The organism is Pseudomonas sp. AL03 (assembly GCF_029960815.1).
GTDB lineage: Bacteria > Pseudomonadota > Gammaproteobacteria > Pseudomonadales > Pseudomonadaceae > Aquipseudomonas.
On record NZ_JASBRE010000001.1, the window covers coordinates 349,544 to 367,998 of the forward strand.

At 54.6% G+C, this 18,455-nt stretch carries 17 protein-coding genes and 3 pseudogenes; 15 read left to right on the top strand and 5 right to left on the bottom strand.

Features of this window, described 5'->3' with window-relative positions; all coding sequences use genetic code 11:
• Window positions 1-242: 242 nt before the first annotated feature.
• Complete coding sequence (locus tag QK293_RS01545) at window positions 243-1,367, top strand: polysaccharide deacetylase family protein (RefSeq protein ID WP_282375214.1); 1,125 nt, start codon at window positions 243-245, stop codon at window positions 1,365-1,367.
• Window positions 1,368-1,716: 349 nt separating this feature from the next.
• Window positions 1,717-3,111: a PhoH family protein gene (locus QK293_RS01550; protein WP_282375216.1), complete on the top strand. Its 1,395-nt coding sequence runs from the start codon at window positions 1,717-1,719 to the stop codon at window positions 3,109-3,111.
• A 194-nt stretch (window positions 3,112-3,305) separates the two neighbouring features.
• Here the strand turns inward: QK293_RS01550 and QK293_RS01555 are convergent, their stop codons facing one another.
• Both QK293_RS01555 and QK293_RS01560 read right to left on the bottom strand, forming a co-directional pair.
• Window positions 3,306-4,529 carry an MFS transporter gene (locus tag QK293_RS01555; protein ID WP_282375217.1) on the bottom strand — a complete coding sequence of 408 codons (1,224 nt, stop codon included), beginning with the start codon at window positions 4,527-4,529 and terminating at the stop codon, window positions 3,306-3,308.
• Window positions 4,526-5,221 carry a carbamoyltransferase C-terminal domain-containing protein gene (locus QK293_RS01560; protein WP_282375218.1) on the bottom strand — a complete coding sequence of 232 codons (696 nt, stop codon included), beginning with the start codon at window positions 5,219-5,221 and terminating at the stop codon, window positions 4,526-4,528. Before QK293_RS01560 ends, QK293_RS01555 begins: the two co-directional genes overlap by 4 nt.
• Before the next feature lie 473 nt (window positions 5,222-5,694).
• Here QK293_RS01560 and QK293_RS01565 point away from each other — a divergent pair.
• From QK293_RS01565 to cyoE, 11 genes and pseudogenes are all read left to right on the top strand, one after another.
• Window positions 5,695-5,937: pseudogene (locus QK293_RS01565) on the top strand (PhoH family protein); the annotation flags it as partial.
• A gap of 104 nt (window positions 5,938-6,041) precedes the next feature.
• The gene (gene moaC, locus QK293_RS01570; protein WP_282375219.1) at window positions 6,042-6,515 is read left to right on the top strand and encodes a cyclic pyranopterin monophosphate synthase MoaC; all 474 of its coding nucleotides are present in this window, start codon (window positions 6,042-6,044) and stop codon (window positions 6,513-6,515) included.
• Window positions 6,512-6,754 carry a molybdopterin converting factor subunit 1 gene (moaD, locus tag QK293_RS01575; RefSeq protein WP_282375220.1) on the top strand — a complete coding sequence of 81 codons (243 nt, stop codon included), beginning with the start codon at window positions 6,512-6,514 and terminating at the stop codon, window positions 6,752-6,754. Before moaC ends, moaD begins: the two co-directional genes overlap by 4 nt.
• Before the next feature lie 3 nt (window positions 6,755-6,757).
• Window positions 6,758-7,210, top strand: coding sequence for a molybdopterin synthase catalytic subunit MoaE (moaE, locus tag QK293_RS01580; RefSeq protein WP_282375221.1), 453 nt, complete (start codon window positions 6,758-6,760; stop codon window positions 7,208-7,210).
• A gap of 198 nt (window positions 7,211-7,408) precedes the next feature.
• Window positions 7,409-8,185: an ABC transporter substrate-binding protein gene (locus QK293_RS01585; protein WP_282375222.1), complete on the top strand. Its 777-nt coding sequence runs from the start codon at window positions 7,409-7,411 to the stop codon at window positions 8,183-8,185.
• A 187-nt stretch (window positions 8,186-8,372) separates the two neighbouring features.
• Window positions 8,373-8,882: a disulfide bond formation protein B gene (locus QK293_RS01590; protein ID WP_282375223.1), complete on the top strand. Its 510-nt coding sequence runs from the start codon at window positions 8,373-8,375 to the stop codon at window positions 8,880-8,882.
• 817 nt (window positions 8,883-9,699) lie between these two features.
• Window positions 9,700-10,644 carry a ubiquinol oxidase subunit II gene (gene cyoA / locus QK293_RS01595; RefSeq protein WP_282375225.1) on the top strand — a complete coding sequence of 315 codons (945 nt, stop codon included), beginning with the start codon at window positions 9,700-9,702 and terminating at the stop codon, window positions 10,642-10,644.
• 3 nt (window positions 10,645-10,647) lie between these two features.
• Window positions 10,648-12,678 (top strand): cytochrome o ubiquinol oxidase subunit I, encoded by a 2,031-nt coding sequence (gene cyoB, locus QK293_RS01600; protein WP_282375226.1) that lies wholly within the window; start codon window positions 10,648-10,650, stop codon window positions 12,676-12,678.
• Window positions 12,679-12,681: 3 nt separating this feature from the next.
• The gene (locus tag QK293_RS01605) at window positions 12,682-13,308 is read left to right on the top strand and encodes a cytochrome o ubiquinol oxidase subunit III (RefSeq protein ID WP_282375227.1); all 627 of its coding nucleotides are present in this window, start codon (window positions 12,682-12,684) and stop codon (window positions 13,306-13,308) included.
• Window positions 13,309-13,647: a cytochrome o ubiquinol oxidase subunit IV gene (cyoD, locus tag QK293_RS01610; protein ID WP_282375228.1), complete on the top strand. Its 339-nt coding sequence runs from the start codon at window positions 13,309-13,311 to the stop codon at window positions 13,645-13,647.
• Window positions 13,648-13,658: 11 nt separating this feature from the next.
• A complete protein-coding gene (cyoE, locus tag QK293_RS01615; RefSeq protein ID WP_282375229.1) occupies window positions 13,659-14,546 on the top strand; it encodes a heme o synthase in 888 nt (295 codons plus the stop codon).
• 60 nt (window positions 14,547-14,606) lie between these two features.
• Here cyoE and QK293_RS01620 read toward each other — a convergent pair.
• A pseudogene (locus QK293_RS01620) lies at window positions 14,607-14,951 on the bottom strand (hypothetical protein); the annotation flags it as partial.
• Window positions 14,952-15,335: 384 nt separating this feature from the next.
• On the opposite strand from QK293_RS01620, the gene QK293_RS01625 reads away from it, so the two are divergent.
• Window positions 15,336-16,004 (top strand): polysaccharide lyase family 7 protein, encoded by a 669-nt coding sequence (locus QK293_RS01625; RefSeq protein ID WP_282375230.1) that lies wholly within the window; start codon window positions 15,336-15,338, stop codon window positions 16,002-16,004.
• A gap of 308 nt (window positions 16,005-16,312) precedes the next feature.
• Here QK293_RS01625 and QK293_RS01630 read toward each other — a convergent pair.
• A pseudogene (locus QK293_RS01630) lies at window positions 16,313-16,834 on the bottom strand (GntR family transcriptional regulator); the annotation flags it as partial.
• A gap of 299 nt (window positions 16,835-17,133) precedes the next feature.
• Between QK293_RS01630 and QK293_RS01635 the strand changes: the two are divergent.
• Window positions 17,134-17,628, top strand: coding sequence for a RidA family protein (locus tag QK293_RS01635; protein ID WP_282375231.1), 495 nt, complete (start codon window positions 17,134-17,136; stop codon window positions 17,626-17,628).
• A gap of 74 nt (window positions 17,629-17,702) precedes the next feature.
• On the opposite strand, the gene QK293_RS01640 is transcribed toward QK293_RS01635, so the two are convergent.
• Window positions 17,703-18,407, bottom strand: coding sequence for a hypothetical protein (locus tag QK293_RS01640; protein WP_282375232.1), 705 nt, complete (start codon window positions 18,405-18,407; stop codon window positions 17,703-17,705).
• Window positions 18,408-18,455 lie beyond the last annotated feature (48 nt).

Here is an 18,455-nt window from a genome sequence, read left to right on the forward strand (position 1 = left end):
CGTCTCCTTTAATCGTGGGGGCGATTCTAGGGGGTTGTTCATGCTGACTCCAGCTATCACGGTCATAGGTGATCGGCGGTTTTGCACAAACCCTGTAGGAGCGAGGCTTGCCCGCGAAGGCGGTGCCAACTGACACACCGCCTTCGCGGGCAAGCCTCGCTCCTACAGGGTTCAGTGTTGCTGCGGGAATGTGAGTGGGATCGGCTATAGTGCCGCGCGGGTTTTGTTATGGAGACATCCCATTGCGTATCGTTTTTCTAATCACGGCCTGGCTCTTGAGCTTCGGTGCCCTGGCCGGTCCGGGTGATGTGGCGACGCTTGATCGCAGCACCTGGCCCGAAAAGCTCAGCAGCCCGACCCTGTTTGACGTTGCGTCACGGGCCGAGATCCTGATGTTCGCCCGTGTTCTGCTGGCCAGCGAATCCCTCGATGAAGTGAGCCTGGCCCAGCGCCTGGGGTTGCGAACGGTCAATCTGGAGTCGATCAACAACCTGCGCCAGCGCCTGTGGCTGCGCCTGCTGGCCAACTACAACTTCGCCCAGCAGAGCTGCGATCAGGATGCCTCCTTCTGTTTCCTGGTCGAAGACATGGACACCCTGCGCCAGCAGGCCGCCAAGTTTCAGGTCAGCGATGAGAGCTACTACATAAAGTGGGCCGAGCCGAGCCGACTGTTCCATGCCCAGTACCTGGACGAGCAATTGCGCAAGGCGGCGCTGCTTCCGCAAGCCAGCAGTGAAGTTGATCGTTTTGGCGACTATGAGCGTAATGGCGACGCGATGCATGACCGGCTGTTTTTGCTGACTTTCGACAGCGCCGCCAATGCCACGCCGGACAACACGGCCTGGGCCACTGAATACCTGCGCAAGTCGAACATGAGCGGCACGTTCTTCGTCCTCGGCAAGGACATCCAGGCCCGTCTGGCTGATCGCTCGGTGGCCAGCCTGCAAGCGACTTACTCAAAGCAGTGCATTGGCGTGCAAGGCTGGGAGTTCCGCTCTCACAGCCACTGGCAGGACTGGCAGGATTCGGTGCGACGCAGTGTCGAACTGGTCAAAAGCAAACTGCCCGAGAACTACGTGCCATTGTTTCGGCCGCCCGATGGTCAGCGTCGTTCTGATGCTGAAGGCTTCTTCAGGTCCCAGGGCTTGCAGGTGGCGCTGTGGGATATCGATGCCCAGGACGGTGCCGGCAAGCTAAAGGCCAATCAGAGCGCGCAACGAGTGTTGAGTCTGATGCTGTTGTGGCGACACGGGGTGATCAACTTCAACGTGAAGCAGGATGCGCTGAAAACGGCGATGCCCTGGCTCATCACGCAAACGGCGCAAAGCGGAATCGGCTGGGAAGACTGTCAGGACGCGTTTCGCTGAAAACGGCGAAAGGCCGTAAACATTGGGCGAAGGGCGATTTTTGGTGAGGGTTCGATGCAGGCGGACTTCCGACTTTAACGGGGTGATGGCAATCCGCCTAGTGCTATTGGTCACTCTGAAAAATAAACTTCGAAAAAACGTCAAAGTACTTTTTTCTGTCACAGGTTTTGGAGTATTACGAAGACAGACCGCCGAAACCTGCAGACAGGTGGCGTCTTCCAAGACCCCATGTGTGCAGTTCACTTGCATTTCGCTTTTTGTAGGTCGTGCGGGGTGAATTCGGTGGCCACTTCGAGGCGCAGCACTGTCACGGTATTGCGTCGACTGGCTCCCACAAAGGTGACCGAGTATGGATGATCACGGACGTAGTTCTTCCTCCAACCAGCCAATCCTTTATGTACTCGATACCAACGTATTGATTCACGATCCAAACGCCCTGCTTAACTTCGAAGAACACCACGTCGCCATCCCGATGACCGTGCTTGAAGAGCTCGACAAGCTCAAGAGCGGGCATCACAGCGTGGCTGCAGAATGCCGTCAGGCCATACGCCTGATCGACAAGACCCTGGGCGACGCCAGCCCTCAAGATGTCGAGCTCGGGGTTCCGATCCAGCGTGGCAAAAGTGGACCCAAGGGCTTGCTGTCAATTCTGATGAGCAAGCGTGCCGAACCGAACATCATTCTGCCCGAGCACCTGAACGACAACATCATCATCAACCAGTTGATCGACTTGCACGCGCGCGAACCCAATCTGCCCGTGGTGCTGGTCACCAAAGACATCAACATGCGCCTCAAGGCCCGGGCTTGCGGGATCGCGGCCGAGGACTACAGCACCGACCAACTGGTCGACGACGTGTCATTGCTGCCCAACGGTTATCACAACATGACCGGCTCCTTCTGGGATCGCGTGAGGAATGTCGAAACCCGCCAGGATCACGGTCGCACCTGGCACCAGGTGCAGCTGATCGACAACCTGCCGGCGGTGCACATCAACGAGTTCATCATCGATGAACAGGGATTTGTCGGCTGGATCAAGGAAATCCAGAGCGACAAATTGCTGATTCTCGACCTGCATCAGGAACCCCTGTTGCACCAGGAAGCCTGGGGCCTGAAACCGCGTGACATTTATCAGAGCCTGGCGCTGTACGCCTTGCTTGATCCGGATATTCACCTGGTCAATCTGACCGGTGCGGCCGGTTCGGGTAAAACCATCCTCGCATTGGCGGCGGCGATCGAGCAGACCATGGTCAGCAAACGCTACCGGCGCATCATCGCGACGCGTAGCGTGCAGGGCCTGGACCAGGAGATCGGCTTCCTGCCCGGGACCGAAGCGGAAAAAATGGAGCCTTGGCTGGGCGCCATCACCGACAACCTCGAAGCCTTGCACATGGATGACGAAAACACCCATGGCAGCGTCGATTACATCCTCAGCAAAGTGCCGTTGCAGTTCAAATCCCTCAACTACATTCGAGGCCGCAGCTTCCAGCAGAGCCTGATCCTGATCGATGAATGCCAGAACCTCACGCCACACCAGATGAAAACCATCATCACCCGTGCTGGCGCCGGTTCCAAAGTGGTGTGCCTGGGCAACCTGGCACAGATCGACACGCCTTACCTGTCCGCGACCAGCTCCGGGCTGACGTACCTGACAGAGCGCTTCAAGGATTTCCCCAACGGGGTGCACATCACCCTGCAAGGGGTGCCACGTTCGATACTGGCCGAATACGCCGAAACGCATTTGTAACCTTCACCAAAAAACCGGGCGGCCTAAAAGCCGCCCGGTTTTTATCTACCGCATTTATCTAGTATTAAACTTGATTGTGCGCCTAACGTCCTTCAAGCATTCCTTGTCTATCTTTTCTGAGATGAAATTTACACATCTCCATATTTCCTTGGCCAAGGCAGTAGGATTTAGAGCGAGTTATTTCGGGTGCTATTCTATTCGTTGGAGATGCGAATTGACTCTGAAGAAAAAATATCGCGGTACTTTATGTGTAATAGCGCACCAAAAAATACTGCGCTAGCCCCAGAGACAACAAGTACGCCTCCGATTGAAACGAATGTTGATAGCCATGCTCCAAAAATTGGCCCGCTAATCATAAATATCAACATTAAACTACGGGTGGTTGCTGATACTGTTCCTAAACTAGATAAAGGACAGTATTTCTGAAGGGTTACGCCAAACCCTAAAGATGTCAGACCATATGCGTAACCTGCAATGGAAAACAGTAGTATGAGTATTGCTAGTGTTGCCAGATTACCTGGTTCAGTTAATAACCCTGCCGTCGCTACCATTATACCGAATGCAAATAGGGAGAGCGTCGAGCAGAAGAAGATTCTTTGGGGGTAAACTAATTTGAAACTCAGACCCGCAATGATTCCACCTAATGCGGTAGAGCTAACGATGACTCCAAATGCGTATGCATCGAGCCCTATGTTTTTTATATGTAGACTGAGTAGCGAATCATAGCATCCCAGTACGGCAGTTTGGATCAAAGCACAGATAAAAAATAGTTGTGTGGATGGGCCGGTGCTTAATAATACTTGCAGGGCTTTTAAACTCCCAAAGGATCGTTTCTCAGGTTCGTGTATCTTCTTCTGCCGGTTACTCATGGAAAGCAAAATCACACAAAATATCCCTAGCAGTGAAAAAAGTGCAGAAATAAAAAAGCCGTAAGCCTTGTCTGACATGCTTGCAATAACACCCGCTATTAAAGGTGAACAGACCTTAATAAATTGATCCATTACCGTGAACAGTGAAATATTACTGACCAGATCTTTATTTGTAAGCAGTTTTCTCGTCAAGATTATTTCTGCCGCACCAGAGCCAAGGTTCGACATTCCCTTAAGGCAGACTAATGTTAAGAAAATAGATTCAGAGTTCGCTCCAAATAAAAGGCAGGCAATGATAAATCTAAAGGTGAAGCTTATTAATAAAAATTTTACTGGGCTACTGTGGTCTGCTAAAGCACCGATTAATGGTCCCAAGAAAAGTGTTGGTAATCCATACAGTGCCGCTGCATATCCCAAAGTTTGTGGCGAAGCGTCATATGCAAATGTAAGTACAGTAAAAATTAAAATGAAGTCTACCCAAAGTGTTACAGAGCTACTAAATCGTACTCCACATAAATAGCCGTACCCGTTTACCTGGGGGAAACTCACTGTTCTATCCCCTTGGTGTTATACATTACGTTATCTACAACAAATGTGGATATATTATTGGTTGAGCAAAATAACTCAAGATCTGAAAGTGTGTTTATAAATCCTTTTCCTTTAAAGTTTAATGAGGTGTTACAAAGAACGCTGACCCCTGCCTGCTTTTTGAATTCCAACAATAGCTCATACATTTTAATGTTGTCTTGACGGCTGATGGTTTGAACTCTTGCTGTTCCATCAATGTGAGTAATTGCTTTGAGTCGTTTGTCAATTACATGATAAAACGACAGCATGAATTTACTTTGAGTACAGTTCTCAAAGTAAAGCTTAGCATCCTCCTCTATGCAGATAGGAGCTACTGGACGATAGTGCTCTCTTTTTTTTATGGAGTTTAGTTTTTCAGTGGTGTTCACAGAAAATGGTGCCGCTATTATTGATCTATTACCCAGGGCCCTAGGTCCTATTTCGCAATTTCCCTGAACCCAACAAATAATCTCTCCGGCAAGAAGCGCTTTGCACACGCGTTCAAGTACCAATGGACTTGACGAAAATAAGAATTTCTTTGCGTGATTGAAAATAAAAGGTTGTCCTGAATAAACGGACCATTCAAGTTTGGATTTGCCAGTTAATAAATTTTGCGCAATGGCAGACGCCCCGATACCGACACCGGTATCATTTGTGCAGGGTGGAATCTTCACATTCTCCGCGAAAGTTGTGCCGAGAGAGTGTGGTGGCTCCCTCGGCATTGGCCGAAATTAATTGACCAGTTTTGATTTCAGTTTCGCAGGCGTAATTAGAATGTTGTAAGCGTTGTTGGAAAGAGCAGTTAGTCGAGTTTGCAGATTTGCTTTGCGCATAATAAGAACCTCTTAGTTTTTTTGGGTTGAAGTCATTTGACTTCATTTGCGAAGCTATTCGCCTTGTAATTGGTAGTCAATAACGCGACTTGTAGGAGGGTTCGTGTTTGGTGGGTTTAAACGTCCTACGCCAAACTCCTACTTAAAGCAATTTTTTTAAGGTAATCAGCTTATTGCGGATATACACTTCAACCGCACTTGCTCCGATGTATTCTGAGAAGGTCTTAATTGGTAGCATTTAGTTACGTAATGGCCTCGTTGGGAGTTCAACCAATACCAGAAAAATATTGGCCAAGAAGAGGAGAAGAATCCCGATCGACGAATGCCAGAAGCTCACGCCGCACCAGACGAAAACCATCATCACCCGTGCTGGTGCCGGCTCCAAAGTGGTGTGTCTGGGCAACCTGGCACAGATCGACACGCCTTACCTGTCCGCGACCAGCTCCGGGCTGACGTACCTGACAGAGCGCTTCAAGGATTTCCCCAACGGGGTGCACATCACCCTGCAAGGGGTGCCACGTTCGATACTGGCCGAATACGCCGAAACGCATTTGTAACTTCCTCAACAGAGCCGGGCGGCCTGCGCAGGCCGCCCGGTTTTTTTATGGCCGAAATTTGACCCACAGGTTTACAATCGGGGCTCCTGATCAGGAGTATCCCTGTGCTGACTCATCTCGATTCCCAAGGTCGCGCCAATATGGTCGACGTCACTGAAAAAGCCGTAACGTTCCGTGAAGCGACGGCCCAAGCGCTGGTGCGCATGCTGCCCGAAACCCTGCAGATGATCGTCAGCGGCGGTCACCCCAAGGGTGATGTGTTCGCCGTGGCGCGTATCGCCGGTATTCAGGCGGCGAAGAAAACCAGCGATCTGATCCCTCTGTGCCATCCGCTGCTGCTCACCGGCGTCAAGGTCGAGCTCAGTGCCGAAGGCGACGACACCGTGCGCATCGTCGCGCGCTGCAAGTTGTCCGGGCAGACCGGCGTAGAGATGGAAGCCCTGACCGCCGCCAGCGTCGCGGCGCTGACTATCTATGACATGTGCAAGGCCGTGGATCGCGGCATGACCATCGAAAGCGTGCGGTTGCTGGAGAAACTCGGTGGCAAGAGCGGCCATTACCAGGCGGATCAGCCATGAACGTCACCGTGAAGTTTTTTGCCCGTTACCGTGAAGCACTCGGCGTGGACTCGGTCAAGGTTGAAGGTGATTTCGCCACGGTCGACGATGTGCGTGCACTGCTGGCCCAGCGTGACGGTGCCGAGGTGCTGAGCGAGCAGAACCTGATGTGTGCCCGCAACGAAGACTTGTGCCAGCTCGATGAGCCGGTGGGCGATGGCGATGAAGTGGCATTTTTTCCGACCGTGACCGGAGGCTGAACCATGGCGATTCGCGTGCAGTCCACGGCGTTCGATCCGGGTGCTGAAGTCAACGCCATGCACGCCGCCAATGTCGGCGTCGGTGCGGTGGTGAGTTTTGTCGGCTATGTTCGCGACTTCAATGACGGGCTCGACGTCGCCGGGATGTTCCTGGAGCACTACCCGGGCGTGACCGAAAAGGCCCTCGGCAAGATCGCCGCAGAGGCTGAGCAGCGCTGGCCACTGCTCAAACTTGAAGTGTTGCATCGCATCGGCGCGCTGGAACCGGGTGAACCGATCGTCTTCGTCGGCGCTGCCAGCGCCCATCGCCAGGCCGCGTTCGATGCCTGCGCCTTTGTCATGGATTACCTGAAAACCCGCGCACCGTTCTGGAAAAAAGAAAACACCCGTGATGGGGCACGTTGGGTTGAAGGGCGTGACAGCGATCATGCTGCGGCGGATCGCTGGAAGCAGTAAGTTCTTTTGACGCCTGCAAATACGCCTTCGCAACACCCGATCTCCTCCCGACCACCGGCCAGCACATCTCCAGTTCCCCCGATTGACGATCTGTACATAAAAGTCCAGTATGGAATTATATGTACAAAAAAGCCTTCCCCCCTTTTTAGTTTTTTCTTTTGTCTTGCCAAACCAACAACAACCCGCGAGAGAACGAACATGAAGAAACTCCCCCTCATTACCGGTCTGGCTCTGAGCCTGTTGGCGTGCAGCTCCTTGTTCGCCGCCGATAAAACCCTGCGCATCGGCATCGAAGCAGCTTATCCACCGTTCGCGTCCAAAACCGACAAAGGCGAGATTGTCGGTTTCGACTACGACATCGGCAATGCCCTGTGCGCGCAGATGAAGGTCAAGTGCGTATGGGTCGAAGGTGAGTTCGACGGTCTGATTCCTTCCCTTAAAGTGAAGAAAATCGACATGGCGCTGTCGTCCATGACCATCAACGAAGACCGTAAGAAGTCGGTAGATTTCACCCACAAGTACTACTTCACCTCATCGCGTCTGGTGATGAAGGACGGCGCGGTCGTGGATGACCAGTACGCGAGCCTCAAGGGCAAGACTGTCGGCGTGCAGCGAGCAACCACCACGGACCGTTACGCCACCGAGGTTTTTGAACCGAAGGGTATCAACGTCAAGCGTTACGGCAACAACGAAGAGATTTACATGGATCTGGCCGCCGGCCGCCTCAATGCCATTTTTGCCGACACCATTCCACTGAATGACTTCCTGACGCTGCCCCGTGGCAAAGGTTATGCGTTTGTCGGGCCGGAGCTCAAAGATCCGAAATACGTGGGCGAGGGCGCCGGGATTGCGGTGCGCAAGGGCAACATTGAATTGGTCTCCGAACTGAACACTGCCATCGATGGCATTCGTGCCAGTGGCGAATACCAGCAGATTTCAGAAAAGTACTTCAAGTCTGATATCTACGGCGACTGATCAATCGCTAGCGGGGGCTTTTTCACGAAAGTCCCCGCGCGGTTCCGATTATTGAAAAATGCTTCAAAGTTAATCCCTTCTTAACCGGCTCGTCGTCTATTCCCCTACCCAGCTGTGCGCGCCGGACTCTCAAAGGTCAGGGCCAGCGTGTAGACTTGGGGCAATCGATATTCAGAAGGGAAACGCAATGAGCGAGGAAACAATGCGGTTGGGCCGTGAACGGCGCTATCTGGTGTTGCTGGGCATCATCTGCCTGGCGCTGATCGGCGGCGCGCTGTACATGCAAATTGTTCTGGGCGAGGCGCCGTGCCCGCTGTGCATCCTGCAACGTTATGCGTTGCTGCTGATCGCGCTCTTCGCGTTCATCGGCGCGGCCACGCGCACCCGTCGCAGCATCACGGTATTTGAAACCCTGGTGGTGATCTGCGCCCTGGCAGGCGTCGGGGTGGCCGGGCATCACGTCTATACCCAGTTCTACCCGGCGGTCAGCTGCGGCATCGATGTGCTGCAACCGATTGTCGACGGCCTGCCACTGGCGAAGATCTTCCCGCTGGGCTTCCAGGTCGACGGCTTCTGCTCCACGCCGTACCCGCCGATCCTCGGTCTGTCCCTCGCTCAATGGGCGCTGCTGGCCTTTGTGCTGGTCGTGGTGCTGGTGCCGCTGCTCACTTCGCGTAACCGCAAAGCGCTGCGCTGAGGCCATCCGCCGCGTCGCTGCGTCACATAAAAAAACGCTCCGGTCCTCATTGAGAGGGCCGGGGCGTTTTGCATTTTAGGGCTCAGGCAAAATGACCTTGATGCGCGACAAGTCTGGGTGCGACATATGTGCGACATGTTGTCACAGCAGGAGTATCGCAAGGCATTTCGGTCCGCCGAATTGGTAGCGTGTCACGCAACAAAATTGGCCTTTTTCAGCGTCGGGCGACTTCTACCTGAAAAATCCACAACAGACAGTTTTACCAGGCCTTGGCGAATAGCCAGAGCCCTTGTCACATAGGGGCTTGGGCGGGGTCGAGGAAGGAAGCAGAGCCTTCGATACTGTCTGAACTGCCTGAGGTAGACCTACAAATTTTGGTGTTTTTGTTGAGAATCAATTTCGATACCATGGCGCACTTTTGCAAATACCGTTATTGATTGTTGCTGGAATGGATAAAAATTATTTCGGGATGAGACATGGTTTATAAAACGTTACATATCTACAATCGCCCGCACTGAATTCCCGGCACTGCTCATCCCTGAGCAGGAATAGGGCGTCGAGAGGCCAATGGGCTTCATGCGACTCCCAGGTGTCGGTGCCTTCCAATTATCCGCACCAAATGGAATTGGTCTGTAACAAGGCCTTTGACCACGTATTCGAATAAGAACTCAACGCTGGCCCAGGATTTGTCGAACAGCGTCTGACGCGCGACGGGCAGCCACTTATTCAATCCAAGAAAAATGCCAACCCTTGGCAGGGTGAAGTGTTGGCGATCAAAACCCAACTGCATTGCGCAAGCTGCTTTAGAGGTCGTGAGATGAGTAAAAACAGGTACCCCAGGCTACTAGGCTTATTGCCGCTGATTGGCACGTTGCTGCTGTCAGGCTGCAACATGACCTTGCTCAATCCAACGGGCCAGGTTGGCCTTGAGCAGCGAAACCTGATCATCACCGCAACGCTGCTGATGCTGTTGGTCGTGGTCCCGGTCATCGTCATGACCTTCCTGTTCGCCTGGAAATACCGCGCGACCAACACTAACGCCGTGTACACGCCGAAGTGGTCGCACTCCACCAAGATCGAAATCGCGGTGTGGGCTGTTCCAGTGCTGATCATCATTGCTCTGGGTTACGTCACCTACGTGTCGACCCACGCTCTGGACCCTTACAAGCCGCTGGAATCCGACGTCAAGCCGATCACCATCGAAGTGGTCTCGCTGGACTGGAAGTGGGTGTTCATCTATCCGGAGCAGGGCATCGCCACGGTCAACAAGATCGTGTTCCCGACGAATACCCCGGTCAACTTCAAGGTGACGTCGGACTCGGTAATGAACTCGTTCTTCATTCCGGGCCTGGGCGGCCAGATCTACGCGATGGCCGGCATGCAGACCAAGTTGCACCTGATTGCCAACCGTGACGCTGAAATGGAAGGCATCTCTGCCAACTACAGCGGCGCAGGTTTCACCGGCATGAAATTCAAAGCGATCTCAACTTCTCAGGAGAATTTCGACGCCTGGGTAAGCGAAGTCAAAAAGGCACCTAAACAGCTGGAAAAAGCTGAATACGAAGCCCTTACCAAGCCAAGCCAGAACAACCCAATCGAGCTCTACTCCTCGGTTACGCCGAACCTGTTCCAGATCATCGTCGACAAGTACGAAGGGATGAAACCGGGCAAGCCGATGCACCACGAGAAGAAAGAGAAAGAAGTGGCCCATATGGAAGGGATGGACATGAGTTCGCATTCAGCCGCCGGGGCAGAGGAGTAAACGATGTTTGGTAAATTAAGTTGGGAAGCGGTCCCGTTCCACGAACCGATCGTGATGATAACCATCGCCATGATCGCGCTCGGCGGTCTGGCACTGTTCGCGGGTATCACTTATTTCAAGAAGTGGACCTATTTGTGGACCGAGTGGCTGACGTCGGTCGACCACAAGAAAATCGGCGTGATGTACATCATCGTGGCCATGGTCATGCTGCTGCGTGGTTTTGCCGACGCCATCATGATGCGTACCCAGTTGGCCATGGCCACCGAGGGTTCGCCTGGCTACCTGCCGCCTGAACACTATGACCAGATCTTCACCGCTCACGGTGTGATCATGATCATCTTCATGGCGATGCCTTTCTTCACCGGCCTGATGAACCTTGCGGTGCCGTTGCAGATCGGTGCGCGTGACGTTGCCTACCCGTTCCTGAACTCCCTGAGTTTCTGGCTGCTGGTTTCCGGCGTGGTGCTGATCAACCTGTCCCTGGGCGTTGGCGAATTCGCCAAGACCGGCTGGGTTGCCTATCCGCCGCTGTCGGGCCTGCAATACAGTCCGGGCGTGGGGATGGATTACTACATCTGGGCGCTACAGCTATCCGGGCTAGGTACGACGCTGACGGGGGTCAACTTCCTGGCCACCGTGCTGAAGATGCGTACCCCTGGCATGAAGCTGATGGACATGCCGATCTTCACCTGGACCTGCACCTGGGCCAACGTTTTGATCGTCGCTTCGTTCCCGATCCTGACCGCTACCCTGGCTTTGCTGACGCTTGACCGTTACATGGATTTCCACATTTTCACCAATGAACTTGGTGGCAATCCGATGATGTACGTCAACCTGTTCTGGGCCTGGGGTCACCCCGAGGTGTACATCCTGATTCTGCCGGCGTTCGGGATCTTCTCCGAAGTCATCTCGACCTTCTCCGGCAAGAAACTGTTCGGCCACCACTCGATGATCTACGCCAGTGGCGCGATCTCGATCCTGGGCTTCATGGTCTGGCTGCACCACTTCTTTACCATGGGTTCGGGGGCCAGCGTCAACGCCTTCTTCGGTCTGGCGACGATGCTGATTTCTATTCCGACGGGGGTGAAGCTATTCAACTGGTTGTTCACCATTTACCAGGGGCGTCTGCGTTTCACCAGCCAGGTTCTCTGGACCCTGGGCTTCATGGTGACCTTCGCCATCGGCGGCATGACCGGCGTACTGCTGGCCATTCCGGGTGCTGACTTCGTTCTGCACAACAGCCTGTTCGTGATCGCGCACTTCCACAACGTGATCATCGGCGGCGCGGTATTCGGTTACATCGCAGGCTTCAGCTTCTACTTCCCGAAAGCGTTCGGCTTCAAGCTGCACGAAGGTTGGGGCAAGGCCGCGTTCTGGTTCTGGATCACCGGCTTTTTCGTCGCCTTCATGCCGCTCTATGTACTGGGCTTCATGGGCATGACCCGTCGTCTGAACAGCTCCACCAACCCTGAGTGGGTGCCTTATCTGTACGTTGCGTTGTTCGGGGCGGTACTGATCGCCATCGGTATTGCCTGCCAGCTGATCCAGCTCTATGTCAGCGTGCGTGATCGCAAGCTGCCAGAGAACATGTGCGAACACGGCGACCCGTGGAATGCCCACACGCTGGAATGGTCGACTTCGTCGCCACCACCGTTCTACAACTTCGCCGTGCTGCCGAAAGCCGAAGTCATCGACCCGTTCACCGAAGCCAAGGAAGACGGTACCGCGTACCAGGCTCCGGCCCGTTATGAGCCGATCCACATGCCAAACAACACCGCGACCGGTGTGGTCATGGGCGCTCTGCTGACCGTGTTCGGTTTCGCGATGATCTGGCACATCTGGTGGTTGGCCATCGTCGGTCTGGTCGGCACCGTGGTGTATTTCACCCTCCATGCTGCCCGTGACGATCAGGGCTACATGGTGCCGGTGGATGTCATCGAGCGCATCGAAGCCGAGCAGCACAAACGTCTGGTAGCGGCCGGGAAAGTACCAGCCACCGCCACCCGTGTTGAAACCTCGTTGGAACAGGCTTAAACCATGTCGAACTTAGTGACCAATGCTGGACACACCCATGTCGATGGACATGGGCACGATGACCATCACCACGACTCGGGCGAGATGACCGTATTCGGTTTCTGGCTCTACCTGATGACCGACTGCATTTTGTTTGCGTCGATCTTCGCGGTGTACGCGGTACTGGTTAACAACGTAGCGGGCGGCCCATCGGGCGCCGACATCTTCGAGCTGCCATACGTACTGGGCGAAACCGCTCTGCTGCTGTTCAGTTCGATCACCTACGGCTTCGCCATGCTGGCGTTGTTCAAGGGCAAGAAGAACCAGGTACTGGGCTGGCTGGGCATGACCTTCCTGCTCGGCGCCGGCTTCATCGCCATGGAGATCAATGAGTTCCACGTCCTGATCGCCGAAGGCTTCGGCCCTAGCCGCAGCGGCTTCCTGTCCGGGTTCTTCACCCTGGTCGGCACCCACGGTCTGCACGTGACCAGCGGTCTGATCTGGATGGCGATCATGATGTATCAGGTGCAGAAAAACGGCCTGACGGCGACCAACAAGACCCGTCTGAGCTGCCTGAGCCTGTTCTGGCACTTCCTGGACGTAGTGTGGATCTGCGTATTCACCGTTGTTTATCTGATGGGGACTCTGTAAATGGCTAACGCAGCTCACTCACACGATGGCCACGACGCCGGCCACGGCAGCGTCAAGTCCTACGCCATCGGCTTCATCCTGTCGGTGATCCTGACGGTCATTCCTTTCGGCCTGGTGATGTACCCATCGCTGCCAAAAGCCATGACCCTGTGGATCGTACTGGCCTTCGCAGTGAGCCAGGTGCTGGTGCACCTGGTGTACTTCCTCCACCTGGACCGCTCGGCTGCTCAGCGTAACAACGTGATCGCGTTTGTCTTCGCAGCCCTGGTAATCGTTCTGTTGGTAGGCCTGTCGCTGTGGATCATGTTCAGCATCCACTCCAACATGATGGCGCACTGAGGAAACCCCGGATGTCCTTTAAGCACTTTATCCAAATCACCAAACCGGGGATCATTTTCGGTAACGTGCTTTCAGTGGCAGGCGGATTTTTCCTGGCTTCGAAAGGGCATGTCGATCTGGCCATTTTCCTGGCCGCCATGATTGGCACGTCGCTGGTGGTGGCTTCCGGTTGCGTGTTCAACAACTGCATCGACCGCGACATCGACCTGAAGATGGAACGCACCAAGAACCGGGCGCTGGTTCAGGGCTTGATCTCCCTGAAACTGGCCCTGGCTTTTGCGACCGTCCTGGGTGTTCTCGGCGTTGTACTGTTGTACAAAGTGGCCAACCCGTTGGCCGCTTTGTTCGCGGTGATCGGCTTTGTCATCTACGTCGGCTTCTACAGCCTGTACCTCAAGCGCAAGTCGGTTCACGGCACGCTGGTGGGCAGTCTGTCGGGCGCCATGCCGCCGGTGATTGGCTACGTGGCTGTGACGAACAGCTTCGACATGGCCGCGCTGACGTTACTGGTGATGTTCAGCCTGTGGCAGATGCCGCATTCCTACGCCATCGCGATCTTCCGCTTCAACGATTACCGGGCCGCATCGATTCCGGTGTTGCCAGTGAAGCGCGGCATTCAAGTGGCCAAGAAGCACATCCTGCTCTACATCCTGGCGTTCCTCGTGGCGACCTTGATGCTGACCTTCAGCGGCTACGCCGGCATGAGCTACCTCGCCGTCGCCGCGGCCATGGGCATGTACTGGTTGTACATGGCCTGGACCGGTTACAAGGCAGTGGATGACACGGTCTGGGCACGCAAGCTGTTCGTGTTCTCGATCTTCACCATTACCGCGTTGAGCGTGATGATGTCGCTGGACTTTAAAGTGCCGAGTGAGCTGTTGCTGACGTACGCGCCTTAAGATTCAGATGCTGTAAAAAAGCCCCGCCTTCGAGAGAAGAGCGGGGTTTTTTATGGTTCTTCACGGATCGTGGGGAAGAGAGGATTGACAGTCAGGGTTTAGCAGAATGATCACCCCGAGAATTTTCAACAGGGTGAGCGACCAGCTGAAGGCCAGTTTTAACAGGTGCTCCAGCGCGCCTGGAGGTATCAGCTTGATTGCCTCTGCTGCCGGCGCCGCAGTGGCGTTCAACGTTGTAGGCCTGTCAGGCTCGAGCGGCAAATCACCGGGAATCACACTTACCGCCTTGTAGCCTTTCGGCCCAGGCATTCCGTCGAACTCTACCTGCTGGCCATCCACAAGCTCACCTCCGGCGACACTTTTTTTGTGCACGAAGTAGTTGCGACCATCGTTGCCGCGGATAAAACCAAATCCCTTTCAGGCATGAAGCGTCACTCGCTCCATACGCATTAATTTCCTCGAAGACTGCTCACTCCCGCCACTGTTGGTAATGGCGCGAAAAACTGTGGCCAGCCATCCGACGCAAGCGTGCACCTGTCCAGTTGTTTCCCCAACATCCGGATTTCCAGATCAGTAAAAGCAATCCCGCAAAAGTTCCGTCACTCCAAAAATACCCGACTAACGGTAATCTCGCGGGCACAAAGCCTGCAATTACTTCATCGACGAACATTTGACGTCAATCTACCGACATACGGATTTCCCAATCAGCAAGCCCAATTGACACAGTTCAATAGCGCGGGTTCGAGCGCAACTGTGGCCGCTACATTTCCCGCCTATAGGATCCTAGACATGATCGACCTCACCACCTGGAATTTAAGCATCCCTGAAGGCAGTCCACCGGCCACCATAGAAACGCCTCGACTGGCGCAAGGGTTCAAGGACCAGCATTTCAGTTCTGACGCCGCTACCCTTTCCTTCTGGGCACCCGTGACCGGTTCCAGGACGGCCAACGCTGTTTACCCGCGTAGCGAGTTGCGGGAAACCTATAGCGATGGAAGGCTGCGCAACTGGCAGTATTCAGCGGCGGATAACACCCTGCGGGCGAGCCTGGCCGTCAATCAAGTGCCCAGTACCGGCAAGATCGTGATTGGCCAGATCCACAACAAGGACAGCAACAGCCCCATGGTCAAGCTGGAATACCAATACAAAACGTCGGCTTCGACGGGAAACATTGTCGCCAAGGTGCGCATGCGTCCCGACGATGAAGAGGGCCAGGTCATTACCATTGCGACGGGTGTGCCGCTCAACAGCAACTTTTCCTACCAGATCCACCTCAGCCCGAAGGGTGCGCTGGGCATCAGCGCAGCAGGATACAACTGGAGAACCACCATCGACCCGAGTTGGAAGACCAAACCCCTGTATTTCAAAGCGGGTGCGTATGTGCAGGACAACACCGGCTATCCCACCGAGGGCGCAAAAGTGACGTTCAGGATGCTGGAGATCCATCACAAGATTTAGTCGCTTCTTAGGTCACTACCGTTGGCACGCCGATCCGAAGGGTAAAGACTTTGGTGGATTTCCTCATCGATCGGCGACCAAGTGGCTAGCTGCCAGTGAACTCAACCGCGCGGGTGGCAGATGCTCTCTAAGCCTTTCATCGCTGCATACTCCGACCCAGAAATGAACATTACTCGGCAATCAGGCTTTCTCTCGGTGTTTGAATTAACACTGATCGAGCAAGTCACGAAGTCCTTGCTTAGGGATCAGGAAGAGGAAAAGCAACGGGCCGAAGTCGCTGACCAGTAATGCCTGCGCAGGAAGTGGCTGTCGATGGCCTGCACGGTGTTGGCCGTGGTGATGATCTTGTCCACCGGCACTTCGATGCCCAAGGCCGACAGCTTGACTCGCAACGCCTCGCGCAGCGGCAGGTAACCGCCAGCGACGCCGTATTCGCCCATGCGCAGGGAGGTTGCGCGCAACGTGCCGCGCACGGCTTTAAGCAACTCTTCAGCCGGCAGCCACGAGGACGGCAGAAAACCGGCGCCAGGGCGCAACGCGCCATTGTCCAGCAGCACCGCGCGGCGGACCACGCTGAGCGTGCCTTGAAGTTGCAGGTCCAGGCCGGCATCGGTCTTGATCGTGGTGCTGGAACGGTGCACGTAATGCCCCGACCCTTGGCGTGAAACCACCAAACCCTTGGCCCGCAAGCGGTCCAGAGCATCCACCACCGTTGATTTGCCCGCGTTCATCAACTCGGAGAGTTCGCGAATCGGCGGCAGCCGGGAGCCGTGAGGCAGGCCTCCGTGGCTGATCGCCTCCGATAACTGATCGACGATCTGCTGAACCAGAGTCCGGTCGCAAAATCGCTACTAAAAGGAGTTCTCAAAATGTACGCAATCGATACGTTCGAAACTTGCACCTCTGTTCCACAGGTAACAACCCACCTCCGTCCAACCACCGGAGTTGCCCAATGACCAACCCCCAAGACCTAAAAACCGGCATTCAGGTGTTCGCTCGTCAGTTCAATCGTTTTCGAATCTAAGGGACATCAATTTGATCCAAGTTGATTTTCATAGGCGAGCCCCCGAGTCGAGATCTTTGGGCTAATCTGTCAAAAAAACGGATCCAATTTGATCGGGGAGGAGAGATGACTGAACACATGACCTGCGATGAACGATTCATCGCGCTGGCAAAAGAGTTCGGCTACGATATCTACGGCGAGAATACGGCCGGCGGGCATTACGCGCCGTTGGTGCGGCATCACGATGAACTTTACATCAGCGGTCTCGTGCCGCGGATGAATGGTGAAGTTCAGTATCAGGGCAGGGTAGGCCTGGATCTGACGCTGGCGGACGCACAAAGCGCTGCCCGCATCAGTGCGCTGCGCGGTCTGGCATTGATTGTTGATTCCATCGGTTCGCTGGACAAGATCAAGTTGCTATTGCGCGTCACGGTTTACGTAAAGTCCACCGCGGATTTTGTCGATTTGAGCGAAGTGGCCAACGGTGCGTCGGACGTTTTCAGTCATGTACTGGGCGATGCCGGTAAACATACACGAACCACGATCGGCGTTTATCAACTGCCGAAAGACGCAGCCATTGAAGTTGACATGATCGTGGCGATACGGCCATCAACGCTCTAACGATGAACCTGCAGGTAATAGAAAGCCCCACGCTGAATCTCAGTGCGGGGCTTTTCAGTCATCGATGGCGTGTGTTACTGCGCGGCGATGCTGTAGCCATCGAACGCGGTTTGCTGCTGAAGCGCGGTGATGATGTTCTTGCGGTTAACCGCTTGTTCGGCCCCGGCATTGTCCAGGAACGTCTCGCTTTCCAACTCCGCTTCTTCGCCTTCGCCGACGAAGGTGAAGCCCAGGAACTCCAACGCTTCACGGTCAACGTTCAGTCGCGAGCGCGGGGTGCGCAGCGGTAGCGTGACGCTGATGCCATCTTTGCTGATGGTGAACACTTCGACATCTTTCTTGGCGCGAGCAGCCTTGCTCTTGCTACTGGTCGGGTTGCTGATGGCTTGGTGGGTCTGGTTCAGCACCTTCAGTGCGAGGCCGTAGACCAATTCCTGAAACGCCGGATCGTCCTTGAAACTGGAGAGAATCCGGCTGATCGGGAATTTGCTGCTCAAGTCTTCCAGGGCCGCAATGTCGGCAGTCTCAGCGTCCTTGAGTTGCTTGAGTTCGCCCATCAATTCGTAGGCTTTATCGTCGTCGAAGCGGTCGTGAGCCTGGCGAATCGCGGCGCGCAGCTCGCGGATCTGATCGCTTTCCCGGGTGGACTGGAAAGCGTCCAGGACCATCTCGCTGATGGTCTTGGCCTGGGGCACGTGCTGTGAAAGATTGATGGAGTTTTCGTATTCCGCTTTGGACGACAAGGTGACTACGGATTCAGCGGTATTGGAATCGGACATTGAAATTTCACTACTTCTTTTAACTTGGGTTGAGGCGAGAAAGCACAG

Excerpts from the sequence above, each read along its gene's own strand:
- QK293_RS01550 (WP_282375216.1), top strand. The coding sequence starts at position 1,717 with ATGGATGATCACGGACGTAGTTCTTCCTCCAACCAGCCAATCCTTTAT.
- moaD (WP_282375220.1), top strand. The coding sequence starts at position 6,512 with ATGAACGTCACCGTGAAGTTTTTTGCCCGTTACCGTGAAGCACTCGGC.
- moaE (WP_282375221.1), top strand. The coding sequence starts at position 6,758 with ATGGCGATTCGCGTGCAGTCCACGGCGTTCGATCCGGGTGCTGAAGTC.
- QK293_RS01585 (WP_282375222.1), top strand. The coding sequence starts at position 7,409 with ATGAAGAAACTCCCCCTCATTACCGGTCTGGCTCTGAGCCTGTTGGCG.
- QK293_RS01590 (WP_282375223.1), top strand. The coding sequence starts at position 8,373 with ATGAGCGAGGAAACAATGCGGTTGGGCCGTGAACGGCGCTATCTGGTG.
- cyoA (WP_282375225.1), top strand. The coding sequence starts at position 9,700 with ATGAGTAAAAACAGGTACCCCAGGCTACTAGGCTTATTGCCGCTGATT.
- cyoB (WP_282375226.1), top strand. The coding sequence starts at position 10,648 with ATGTTTGGTAAATTAAGTTGGGAAGCGGTCCCGTTCCACGAACCGATC.
- QK293_RS01605 (WP_282375227.1), top strand. The coding sequence starts at position 12,682 with ATGTCGAACTTAGTGACCAATGCTGGACACACCCATGTCGATGGACAT.
- cyoD (WP_282375228.1), top strand. The coding sequence starts at position 13,309 with ATGGCTAACGCAGCTCACTCACACGATGGCCACGACGCCGGCCACGGC.
- cyoE (WP_282375229.1), top strand. The coding sequence starts at position 13,659 with ATGTCCTTTAAGCACTTTATCCAAATCACCAAACCGGGGATCATTTTC.
- QK293_RS01625 (WP_282375230.1), top strand. The coding sequence starts at position 15,336 with ATGATCGACCTCACCACCTGGAATTTAAGCATCCCTGAAGGCAGTCCA.
- QK293_RS01635 (WP_282375231.1), top strand. The coding sequence starts at position 17,134 with ATGACTGAACACATGACCTGCGATGAACGATTCATCGCGCTGGCAAAA.
- QK293_RS01640 (WP_282375232.1), bottom strand. The coding sequence starts at position 18,407 with ATGTCCGATTCCAATACCGCTGAATCCGTAGTCACCTTGTCGTCCAAA.